At 43.4% G+C, this 212-nt stretch carries 1 pseudogene; it reads right to left on the minus strand.

What is annotated here, in order from left to right:
* Positions 1 to 205, minus strand: a pseudogene (locus tag V6260_RS19285) (tryptophan 7-halogenase); the annotation flags it as partial.
* Positions 206 to 212: the final 7 nt, after the last annotated feature.

Below are 212 nucleotides of genomic sequence, written 5' to 3' on the forward strand. Positions count from 1 at the left end.
GGTTTTGCGGGAGTTGCTCGCTTATCATGCTAATTGATAGCGCAACCATAGAAAGAGCTGACGCTTCAAGTGCCTCTAAAAAGCCAGCAGACATACCCACGGCACCACAGTTTTTAATCCAAAATTTTTGCCTGTAACCAGGGCTGAACTATAATACACGGTAGGTAAGATCCTCAGCATATTGCTCACTGGTACTTTTAGCAATCTAGTTT

Origin of the sequence: Pseudoalteromonas aliena (assembly GCF_038155085.1) — a bacterium.
GTDB classification, from domain to species: domain Bacteria; phylum Pseudomonadota; class Gammaproteobacteria; order Enterobacterales; family Alteromonadaceae; genus Pseudoalteromonas; species Pseudoalteromonas aliena_A.